At 73.1% G+C, this 12,180-nt stretch carries 1 pseudogene; it reads right to left on the bottom strand.

Annotated elements, in window-relative coordinates:
- Positions 1 to 29: 29 nt before the first annotated feature.
- Positions 30 to 12,158: pseudogene (locus MOV08_RS42730) on the bottom strand (SDR family NAD(P)-dependent oxidoreductase); the annotation flags it as partial.
- Positions 12,159 to 12,180 lie beyond the last annotated feature (22 nt).

Here is a 12,180-nt window from a genome sequence, read left to right as displayed (position 1 = left end):
TCGCCGAGGGTGTCGAGCCATTCCTTGACGATCCGCGCGGTCTGAGGGGCGTCGTCGCGGACCATGGAGAAGTGGTCGGCCTGCACGAGGCGCACCTCGGCCGTCGGGAACGCCTTGCTCTTCGTCTCCTCTGCCGCGGCGGCCGCGACGGCCTCCAGGCCGACGCTCTCCTGGGTGGCACGGACGACCAGCACGGGGGCGGTGGTGTGCGACACCTCGAGTTGGCTGAGCAGGTTCATCCACCGTGCCATGCCGGACAGCCTGGAGTTCGTGATGCGCACCGGCGATTCCTCGTCGACCACGAAGTTGTGGTGCAACAGCCGGTCGTAGTCGATGCCCTCCTGGTCGTCGTGCTGGATGCTGACCGAGTCCAGCAGCACCACGGCTTCGGGCTTGATGCCCCAGGTGGCCTCCAACAGACCGGCGACGGCGTAGGCGTAGGTCCCGCCGGAGGAGTGCCCGGTCAGGATGAAGGGCTTGCCGTCGCTCGCGCTCAGTACGCTTTCCGCGATGCTCCTGACCGCGGTCGCCACCGTGGTCGGCAGCCGTTCCCCGGCGGCGAAGCCGACCAGGGGCACCGCGTTGACGTGCCGTTCGCCCCGGAAGGGTGCGGCGAACCGGGCGTACTCGTGGACGCCGCCGTTGGCGGTGGGTGTGGCGATGCAGATCATCCGCGGTTCGGCGGGGCCTTCGGCGAGCGTGGTCGGCGGCGGCAGTTCCTCCAGTTCGGCGGTGTTCTCGAAGTTCTTGCGCAGGCCGGTCAGGGCCCGCAGCATGAGCCTGGCCTCCGGGAACATGCCGTTGTCCATGGCGTCGATGAACATCCGCTCCAGCGAGTCGGGTTCCGGCCCGCCCAGGAGCAGGCCCCCCTCGGTCCCGGCGCCGGCGAGTCCGGGCTGTACGGAGAATTCGCTGCGCAGCCGTGCGCCGAGGCCGGCAGGTGTCTTGGTGTCGAAGACCAGCGTCGCGGGCAGTTGCAGTCCGGTGGCCGTGCCGAGCCGGTTGCGCAGTTCGATCGAGGTCAGCGAGTCGATGCCGAGCTCGTAGAAGTCCCGGCGGGGCTCGATCTCCGCCGCGGACGCGTAGCCGAGGATGAGGGCGGCCTCGCTGCGGACGAGGTCGACGAGGTGGCCGACGCGCTCCCCTTCCGGCAGCTCCAGCAGTCGCTGGGCGAAGGTGGCCGGGGTACCGGACGTGTGCGTGGCGTTCGAGGCGGTCCGCCTGCTCTGGCGGACCAGGCCGCGGAACATCGGGGGAATCTCCCCCGCCGGGACCTTGGCGCCGGGGGTCAGGCCCGCCGCCATCACGACGGGCTCGGCGTAGCCGCGAGCGCTGTCGAACAGCTCCATGCCCTCCTCGATGGAGACCGGCGCCATGCCGTTGAGCCGCATGCGCGCCACGGTGGCTTGGTTCAGCGATTCGGCCATGCCGCCGCCGTCCCAGTGGCCCCATACCAGCGACTGGCCCGGCAGGCCCAGGGCGGCGCGGTGCCGGACCAGGCCGTCGAGGAAGGCGTTGGCGGACGCGTAGTTGGCCACGCCCGGGGCACCCAGCACACCGGAGACGGAGGAGAACATGATGAACGCGGCCAGGTTGAGGTCCTTGGTGGCCTCGTGCAGATGCCAGGCGGCGTCCACCTTCGGGCGCAGCACCGGCGTCAGGCGCTCAGGGGTCAGCGCGGTCACCACGCCGTCGTCGAGGACGCCGGCGAGGTGGACGATCGCGGTCAGCGGGTGCTCTGCGGGGATGGCGGCCAGGAGTCCGGCGAGCGCGTCCGGGTCCGCCGTGTCGCAGGCCGCGATCGTGGGCAGTGCGCCCAACTCCCTCAGTTCTTCTGCGAGTTCGTCCGCTCCGGAAGCCTTCGGGCCGCTGCGGCTGACCAGCACCAGGTGCCGGGTGCCGTTGGCGGCGAGCCACCGGGCCAGTTCGATGCCCAGGCCGCCGGTACCACCGGTGATCAGTACGGTCCCCTCGGGGTCCCACTGCACCGGCCGTGTCTCGGCGTCGGTGGGCAGCCACGCCAGCCGCCCCATGAGCACCGCCTTGTCGCGCACGACGAACTGGGTCTCGGCGGAGGGCAGCAGGCCGGGCAGGGCCGCGACGAGCAGCGCCAGGTCGTCGCCGGCGCCGTTCTCGTCCATCTCCTCCACGTCGGCCAGGACGAAGCGGCCGGGGTGTTCCGCGATCGTCGAGCGCACCAGGCCCCAGAGGGCGGAACCGGCGAGGTCACCGCCGTCCACCGCACCACACGTCAGGAACACCAGCTGGGAGGCGGTGAAGCGTTCCTCGGCGATCCACTCCTGCACCAGGAGCAGGGCCTGGGTCGTGAGCTCGTGCACGGCCGCGGGGAAGCCGTCTTCCGCGCGGGGCACGGGCACCACGACCAGGTCCGGGGTGCCTGTGATGTCGGTGAGCGACGCGGTCCCCAGGGGCGCCAGGACGGTGCTCCGGAGCGCGGGTACGTCCTCCGTGTGCGGTGCCGGGACCCACTCCAGGCGCAGCAGCCGGTCCCGCTGGCCGCGGGCCGCCCGCTTGGGTGCTTCCGCCAGGGCGCGCAGCGTGAGGTTGCGGGCCGACAGGACGGGTTCCCCGGCGGCGTCGACCGCCGTGAGGCTGACCGAGTCCGCACCGGTCCTCGTGATCCGGGCCCGTACCGCCGCGGCACCGGAGGCGTGCAGCGACACGTCCTGCCAGGAAGCGGCGTAGGAGAGGTGCTCCTTGTCGCCCACGTCGCTGAAGGCGGTGGCGTGCAGGGCCGCTTCGAGCAGGGCGGGGTGCAGGCCGAAGGACGGGGCGTCGGGGACGAGGCCGTCGGGGAGTTCCGCCTCGACGAACGTGTCGTCGCCGCGGACCCAGACCGCTTGCAGCCCGTGGAAGGCGGCGCCGAACTCCGTCCCGTCGTAGTGGTCGTCCACGTCGACCTCGGAGGCGTCGCCGGGCGGCCAGGCGGACGCGTCGAAGTCCGCGGTGTGCTCGCCGGTGGTCAGGGTGCCGGTGGCGTGTTGGAGCCACGGTTCGTCCGGCGTGGCCTGCGGCCGTGAGTAGAACCGGATCTGCCGGTCGCCCTCGTCGTCGGGGGCGCCGAGCCACACCTGGAGCACCAGGGCCGCGCCGTCGGTGAGCACCAGCGGTGCGTCGAGGGCGAGTTCGGCGAGACGGTCGCAGCCGAACTGATCGCCGGCCCGGACGGCCAGTTCGACGAAGCCGGAGGCCGGGAAGACGGTCGCGCCGCCCGCCACGTGGTCCCTCAGCCAGGGGTGGGCATCCGTCGACAGACGGCTGGTGAACAGCATGCCGCCGCCGTCCGCCAGCGGGACCGCCGCGCCGAGCAGCGGGTGCTCGGTGGGCAGCAGGCCCGCGGAGGTCACATCGCCCCCCAGTGCCCTCGGCTTCGGCCAGTAGCGATGGCCCTGGAACGGGTAGGTGGGCAGTTCGGCGCGGCGCGCACCGGTGCCGTCGAAGATCCTGGCCCAGTTCGCGTCGACTCCGGCGACGTGCAGCTGCGCGAGGGTGGTGAGCAGGGCCGTCTCCTCGGGGCGGTCCTTGCGCAGGGCGCTGACGGCGACGACGGTGCCGTCCACGTTGTGCGGCACCATGCCGGTCAGTGCTCCGTCGAGGCCCAGCTCCAGGAAGGCCGTGACGTCCTCGGCGGCCAGGGTGCCTACCGCGTCGGCGAAGCGGACGGGTTCACGGACGTTGCGGACCCAGTAGTCGGCGCAGCGCATCAGGTCGTCCGAGGCGCGCTCGCCGGTCACGGTCGAGACCAGGGGAATGCGCGGCTCCTGGTAGGTGAGGCCCTCGGCCACCTGGCGGAAGTCGTCCAGGATCGGGTCCATCAGCGGGCAGTGGCCGGCGACCTGCACCGCCACCTGCCGTGTCTTGCGGCCCTCGGCGGCGAATGCCTCGGTGATGCGCTGCGTGGCGGGTCCGTTGCCGGCGATGACGACGGACTCCGGTCCGTTGACCGCCGCGATCGAGACACCGTCGACGAGCCGCGCGGTCGCCTCCTTCTCGCTCGCCTGGATCGCCACCATGATGGCGCCCTGGCCCTCAAGGGTGTTCATCAGCCGCCCGCGGGCGGCCACCAGGGTGCAGGCGTCCGCCAGCGGGAGGACCCCGGAAACGTGCGCCGCGGCGATCTCGCCGAAGGAGTGCCCGCCGACGAAGTCGGGCCGGACGCCCCAGGATTCGACGAGCCGGAACAGCGCCACCTGGATGGCGAACATGGCCGGCTGGGTGAACTCGGTCTGGTCCAGCCGTTCGGCGTCGGTGAGCATCACCTCCCGCACCCGGTCGTCGAAGTGGGCCAGTACCGCGTCCAGGGCCTCGGCGAACACCGGGAACCGGCCGCACAGCTCGCGCCCCATCCCGACCCGCTGCCCGCCCTGGCCCGGGAAGAGCATCGCCAGCGAGTGGTCCTCGGCCGTGCCGCGCGCCACCTCGTCCCCGGCCAGCAGCACCGCGCGGTGCGTGAAGACCGGCCGTCCGGTGGCCAGTGAGTAGCCCACGTCGAGCGGCGCGAGTTCCGGCCGCTCGCCGACCCAGTCCCGGAGCTGCTCGATCCCGTCGTCCAGCGCCTCGGGGGCCTTGCCCGAGACGAGCCACGGGACGGCCTGGGGCTCGACGGCCGGGGTGTCCCGGTCCGTCGGCTCGGCGTCGGCCGGTGCCTGTTCGAGGATGGCGTGGGCGTTGGTGCCGCTCATACCGAAGGAGGAGATGGCGCCGCGGCGCGGGCGTCCGGTGTCCGGCCAGTCCCGCTGCTCCGTGAGGAGTTCGACGTCCCCCGCCGTCCAGTCGACGTGCGAGGAGGGCGTGCCGATGTGGAGGGAGCGCGGCAGCACGCCGTGCCGCAGCGCCATGACCATCTTGATGACGCCGGAGACGCCGGCCGCCGCCATGGTGTGACCGATGTTCGACTTGAGCGAGCCCAGCAGCAGCGGCTGTCCCTGGGCCCGGTCCTGGCCGTAGGTGGCGAGCAGCGCCTGCGCCTCGATCGGGTCGCCGAGCGAGGTGCCGGTGCCGTGCGCCTCGACGGCGTCCACCTCGCCCGTCGAGAGCCCGGCGTTGGCCAGGGCCTGGCGGATGACGTGCTGCTGGGACGGGCCGTTGGGGGCCGTCAGGCCGTTGGACGCGCCGTCCTGGTTCATGGCCGAGCCGCGCACCACGGCGAGGATCTCGTGGCCGTTGCGGCGGGCGTCGGACAGCCGCTCCAGGACGACGACGCCCACGCCCTCGGCCCAGCTCGTGCCGTCGGCGTCGTCGGAGAACGCCTTGCAGTAGCCGTCCGACGCCAGCGCGCCCTGCCGGCTGAATCCGGCGATGCTCATCGGTGTGGACAGCAGCGTCACGCCACCGGCCAGGGCGAGCGAGCACTCGCCGTTGCGCAGTGCGTGGGCCGCCAGGTGGAGCGAGACGAGCGAGGAGGAGCACGCGGTGTCGACGGTGAGGGCCGGGCCCTCCAGGCCGAACGTGTAGGAGATCCGGCCGGACAGGACGCTGCTGGCGAGGCCGGTGCTGGCGTGGGCCTCGACGTCCTCGCTGGAGTTCATCAGGATGCTGGCGTAGTCGGCACCGCTGGTGCCGACGAAGACGCCGGTCTCGGTGCCGTGCAGCGACACCGGGTCGATACCGGCCCGCTCGACGGCCTCCCAGGAGGTCTCCAGCATCAGCCGCTGCTGCGGGTCCATCGCCATGGCCTCGCGGGGCGAGATGCCGAAGAAGGGGGCGTCGAAGTCGGCGAGGCCGTCCAGGAAGCCGCCCCTGGACGCGGAACTGCGGCCCTGGTCGCCCTCCGCGCCGCCCAGCAGGGTCTCCAGGTCCCAGCCCCGGTCCGTCGGGTAGGCGGAGATGCCGTCGCGCCCGTCGACGACGAGGCGCCACAGGTCCTCCGGGGACCGCACGCCACCGGGCAGCCGGCAGGCCATGCCGACGATGACCACCGGATCGTCGGCGGACGCCGTGCGGATCGCGGTGGGGGCGTGGGTCGCCCGGTGCTCGTCGAGGAGTTCGGCGACGAGGTGGCCGGCGAGCGCGGTGGGGTTGGGGTAGTCGAAGACCAGGGTGGCGGGCAGTCGCAGGCCGGTGGCCGTGGAGAGCCGGTTGCGCAGTTCGACGGCGGTCAGCGAGTCGAAGCCCAGGTCGTTGAAGTCCCGCCGGGCGTCGATCGCCTTGGCGGAGGCGTGCCCGAGCACGGCGGCGGCCTCGGTCCGTACGAGGTCGACGGTGAAGGCGATCCGCTCGTCCGGGGTCAGCTCCGTCAGCTGCCGGGTCAGTCGCAGGGCGGTTTCGGCGCCGCCGGCGGAGACCGCGGCCGCACGGCGGGCGCCCTTGACCAGGCCCCGCAGCACCGGCGGCACGGCGCCGCGGGCCCGGGTCCCGGTGGCCAGGGGCCCGACCGGGACGAGGTGCGCGCCGTCGGTCGCGGTGGCGGCGTCGAACAGTGCCAGACCCCGCTCGGCCGACAGCGGCGGCACGTCGAGGGACGCGATCCGCTCCGGTTCGGTGGCGGACGTGCCCTGTGCGGTGCCGTCCTTCTTCGCCCAGGCGCCCCACGCGAGGGACTGGGCGGGCAGGCCCTGCGCCGTGCGGTGGCGGGCCAGCGCGTCGAGGAAGGCATTGCCGGCGGCGTGGTTGCTCTGTCCCGCGGTGCCGAGCACGCCGGAGACGGACGAGTACAGCACGAACGCCGCGAGGTCGCGGTCCTTGGTCGCTTCGTGCAGGTGCCAGGCCGCGTCCACCTTCGGACGCAGGACGGCCGACAGCCGCTCGGGCGTCAACGACGCCACCTCGGCACCGTCGAGGATGCCGGCGGCGTGGATCACCGCGGTCAGCGGGTGCGCGGTCGGCACGGCGGCCACCAGCGCCTCGACCGCCGCCCGGTCGGCCGTGTCACAGGCCCGCACGGTCACCTCGGCGCCGTGGGCGGCCAGTTCCTCCTGCAGGTCGGCGGCGCCGGGGGCGTCCGGGCCACTGCGGCTGACCAGCAGCAGGTGGCGCATGCCCCGCTCGGTCACCAGATGCCGGGCGAGTTCATCGGCCAGTCCCCCGGTCCCGCCGGTGATCAGCACCGTGCCGTCCGGGTCCCAGGCTCGCGGCAGGGTCAGCGCGATCTTCCCGATGTGCTGTGCCCGGCTCATGAACCGGAACGCCTGCGGCGCCCGCCGCACGTCCCAGGTCGTCACCGGCAGCGGGCGCAACGCGCCCTGGGCGAACAGCTCCAGCAGCGCGCCGAGCATGTCCCGGGTGCGCTCCGGGCCCGCTTCCGCGAGGTCGAAGGCGCGGTAGTGCACTCCGTCGGCGGCCCCGGGATCGCGGACGTCCGTCTGGCCCATTTCCAGGAAGTGGCCGCCCGGGGCGGTCAACCGCAGGGAGGCGTCGACGATGTCACCGGTGAGGGCGTTGAGGACCACGTCCACGCCGCGGCCACCGGTGACCGTCCGGAAGCGCTCCTCGAAGTCGGTCGTACGGGAGGAGGCGATGTGGTCGTCGGCGACACCGAGCTCGCGCAGCGCGTCCCACTTTCCCTCGCCGGCCGTGGCGAACACCTCGGCACCGAGGTGCCGGGCCAGCTGGATCGCCGCCATGCCGACACCACCGGCACCCGCGTGCACCAGGATCGACTGGCCGGGGCGGAGATCGGCGAGGTCCTTCAGGGCGTAGTACGCGGTCAGGAAGACCAGCGGTACGGAGGCGGCCTGGGCGGCCGACCAGCCGTCGGGGATGCGGGTCAGCAGCCGCTCGTCGGCGACGGCTTCCGGGCCGAAACCGCCGAGGACCAGGCCGGTCACGTGGTCCCCGGGGTGCAGTCCGCGCACGCCGGGCCCGGTCTCGGTGACCACACCGGCGGCCTCGGCGCCGAGCGGTGCGGCTTCGCCCGGGTACATGCCCAGGGCGTCCAGGACGTCACGGAAGTTGAGGCCGGCGGCCTGGACCCGGATGCGGACCCGGCCCTCGGTGAGGGGTTCCAGGACCTCCGGGCAGGGCGCGAGGAACAGGTTGTCCAGGCTGCCCTTGGCCGCGCTGTCCAGCCGCCACGATGCCCCGGCGGGCGGCAACAGCCCCGCGCTGCTGCCCAGCGGGGCCAGCCGCGCCACCCGGACGGCGCCGTCCCGGACCGCGAACTGGGCGTCGTCGGTGGCCAGCAGGCCCGGCAGGTCCCCGAGCACCTCGGTGACCGCCCTGTCCTGCCCGTCTTCGAGGTCCAGCAGCACGATCCGCCCGGGGTGCTCCGACTGCGCCGCACGCACCAGGCCCCACACCGCGGCCGCGGCCACATCCCGTACGGGCTCGCCCTCGACGGTGGACACGGCGCCGCGGGTGACGAACACCAGGCGCGCGGCTGCGGGCTCCTCCCGGCCCACCCACTCCTGGAGCAGGCCCAGGGCCCGGGAGGTGAGTTCGTGCGCCACGGCGGGCACGTCGTCCCCCGCCCCGCCGGACACCGGGACCAGCACGAGGTCCTCGTCCCCCGTCAGGTCCGCCAGGGACGCGACCGACGCACCCGCACCCAGCTCGTCGGCTCCCCACGACACGCACCGGACCTCGGCGGTCTGCACCTCGGGCGCCGCCACCCAGTCCAACGACAGCAAGGAGTCGTACTCCGCGCGGCGTTGCGCGCCCAACGGGTTTGCCGCGGCGGCGGATCGGCCGCGGAGTACGAACGCTTCGGCGGACAGTACGGGAGCGCCTGCGGGGTCGACGGCAGCGAGGGACACCGAGTCGTCGCCGGTCTTCACCACTCTGGCCCGCAGCACCGCGGCTCCCCCGGCGTGCAGCGACACACCCCGCCAGGCGAACGGCAGGAGGAGTTCCTGGTCGCTGCCGACCCCGGTCAGCCGGTGGGACTGGAGCACCGCGTCCAGCAGCGCCGGATGGATCCCGAAGGACGCGGCCTCCTCGGCGACCTGGGCCGGCAGCGCGGCTTCGACGAAGAACTCGTCCCCGCGCCGCCACGCGGCGCGCAGGCCCTGGAACGCCGGACCGTACTCGGTCCCGTCGTAGAAGTCCGCCAGGTCCACGACCACGGCGTCCTGCGGCGGCCAGACCGCGGAGCCGAGGTCCGCTATCCGCTCACCGCTGGTCAGGGTGCCGTGCGCGTGCTGGACCCAGGGCTGGTCGGCGGGACCGTCGGCTCGCGAGTGCACCGAGACCGTCCGGGCTCCCGCCTCGTCGGGGGCGCCCACCAGCACCTGGACCTGCGCGGCGGCGTCTTCGGTGAGCGACAGGGGCGCGAGCAGGGCGAAGTCCTCGACCCGGTCGCAGCCGACCTGGTCACCGGCGCGGGTGGCCAGTTCCAGGAATCCGGTGGCCGGGAAGAGGACGTTGCCCCCCATCTTGTGGTCGGCCAGCCACGGGTACGCCTGCAACGACAGCCTGCCCGTGAACAGCACCTCGCCGGAGTCGGCAAGAGTGAGGGTCACGCCCAGCAGCGGGTGTTCGGCCGGGAGGAGCCCGGCGCCGGTCACGTCCCCGGAGAGCACGGCCGGCCGGGGCCAGTACCGCTCGTGCTGGAAGGGGTAGGTGGGCAGGTCCACACGGCGGGCACCGGTGCCCGTGTACCACGCGGCCCAGTCCACCGCCACACCCGTGACGTGCAGCCGCGCCAACGCCGTGGACAACGCCGACTCTTCAGGGCGGTCCTTGCGCAGCGCACTGACGAACACCGCGGTCTCGTCGGCACCGTGCTGCGCCATCGCCGTCAGCACGCCGTCCGGGCCCAACTCCAGGAAGACCGACGCGCCTTCGGCCTCAAGGGCACGGACGCCGTCCGCGAAACGCACCGTCTCCCGCACGTGGCGCACCCAGTAGTCGGGCGAGCACACCAGCTCCTCGGAAGCCACTGCCCCGGTCACGTTGGAGACCATGGGGATCTCCGGCGCCTTGAACGACAGTGTCTCCGCGACCTGCCGGAAGTCCTCCAGCATCGGCTCCATCAACGCCGAGTGGAAGGCGTGGCTCACCGCGAGGCGTTGCGTCTTGTGCCCCTCGGCCGCCAACTCCCCCGAAATCCGGAGCACTTCGGTTTCGTCGCCGGCGAGGACGACCGCCTCGGGACCGTTGACCGCCGCGATCGACACCCCGTCGACCAGCCGCGGACGCACCTCGTCCGCCGTGGCCCGGACGGCGACCATCGCCCCGCCCGCGGGCAACGCCTGCATCAACCGCGCCCGTGCCGCCACCAACGCACAGGCATCCTCCAGGGACAGCACCCCGGCCACGTGCGCCGCCGCGATCTCGCCGATCGAATGCCCGGCGACGAAGTCCGGGCGGACGCCCCAGGACTCCACCAGCCGGAACAGCGCCACCTCGACGGCGAACAGTGCGGGCTGTGTGAACCCGGTCCGGTCCAGCCCCTCGGCGTCCCCGAACATCACCGGACGCAGCTCCCGCAGCTCACCTCCGAACTGCGCCAACACCGCGTCCAACGCCGCCGCGAACACCGGGAACCTGCCGTACAACTCCCGACCCATACCGACCCGCTGCGCGCCCTGCCCGGAGAACAGCACGGCCACCTTGCCGTCGGTGTCCTGGGCGAGGCCGCGTGCGACCTCGACGGTTCCGTCGTCCCCGGCCAGGAGCACCGCGCGGTGCTCCAGGTGCGCGCGGGAAGTGGCCAGCGAGAAGCCCAGGTCGGTCGGAGCGTGGTCGGACAGCGCGGTGATCTGCGCGATCTGCGCGGCCAGCGCGTCCTCGGTGCGCGCGGAGACCGGCCACGGCACGGTCGACGGCGCCACGGCCGGTACGGTCGGCGCCCCCTCGCCGTCCTCGTCGTCGCTCTCCTCGGCAACCGGTGCCTGTTCGATGATGACGTGGGCGTTGGTGCCGCTGATCCCGAACGACGACACGCCCGCCCGCCACGGCCGGCCGGACTTGGGCCACTCCTGGGACTCCGTCAGCAGTTTTACCGCACCGGAGGACCAGTCGACGTGCGACGACGGTGCGTCCACGTGCAAGGTCGGCGGCAGCACCCCGTGCCGCATCGCCAGGACCACCTTCAGGATCCCCGCCACCCCCGCCGCCGCCTGCGTGTGGCCGAGGTTGGACTTCACCGAGCCCAGCAGCAGCGGGCGTTCGGGGTCCCGCCCCTGGCCGTAGGTGGCCAGCAGGGCCTGGGCCTCGATCGGGTCGCCGAGGGTGGTGCCGGTGCCGTGCGCCTCCACGGCGTCCACGTCACCGGTCGACAGCCCGGCGTTGGCCAGTGCCTGCTGGATCACCCGCTGTTGGGAGGGGCCGTTGGGCGCGGTCAGGCCGTTGGAGGCGCCGTCCTGGTTGACGGCCGAGCCCCGGACGACGGCGAGGATCTCGTGCCCGTGACGGCGGGCGTCGGACAGCCGCTCCAGCACCAGCAGACCCACGCCTTCGGACCAGCCGGTGCCGTCGGCCGCATCGGCGAACGCCTTGCACCGACCGTCCGCGGCCAGTCCGCCCTGCCGGCTGAATCCGGCGAAGCTCATCGGCGACGACAGCACCGTCACACCGCCGGCCAGGGCGAGTGTGCACTCGCCCGAGCGCAGTGCGTGGGCCGCCAGGTGCAGGGAGACGAGCGAGGAGGAGCAGGCGGTGTCGACGGTGACGGCCGGGCCCTCCAGGCCGAAGGTGTAGGACAGCCGCCCGGACAGGACACTGCCCGCCAGGCCGGTGCTGGCGTGCCCTTCGACGTCCTCGCGGGAGTTCAGCACGACGTTGGTGTAGTCGACGCCGTTCGTTCCGACGAAGACACCGGTGTCGGTGCCCCGCAGGGACACCGGGTCGATGCCGGCGCGCTCCAGGGCTTCCCAGGAGGTTTCCAGCAGGATGCGCTGCTGGGGGTCCATGGCCATGGCCTCGCGGGGCGAGATGCCGAAGAAGGCCGCGTCGAACGCGGCGGCGTCCACGAAGCCGCCTTCGGTCGTCGTGCTGCTGCCGCCGCCCCCGCCGGTGAGCGAGCTCAGGTCCCAGCCGCGGTCGGCGGGGAACTCCGAGATGCCGTCGCGTCCTTCGCTGAGCAACTGCCAGAGTTCCTCGGGTGACCGCACTCCGCCCGGCAGACGGCAGGACATCCCGACGATGGCGATGGGCTCGTGTTGGGCGGACTCGGCCTCACGAAGCCGTTGGCGGGTCTGGTGCAAGTCGTTCGTGACCCACTTCAGGTAGTCAACGAGCTCGCGGTCGTTCGGCATGGAGAGGAACCTTCCGTGTAAA

The organism is Streptomyces yunnanensis, assembly GCF_029011865.1.
In the GTDB taxonomy this organism is placed as follows: domain Bacteria; phylum Actinomycetota; class Actinomycetes; order Streptomycetales; family Streptomycetaceae; genus Streptomyces; species Streptomyces yunnanensis.
Note: the sequence above shows the minus strand (reverse complement) of the source record. Positions and strands in the feature narration are given on the sequence as shown.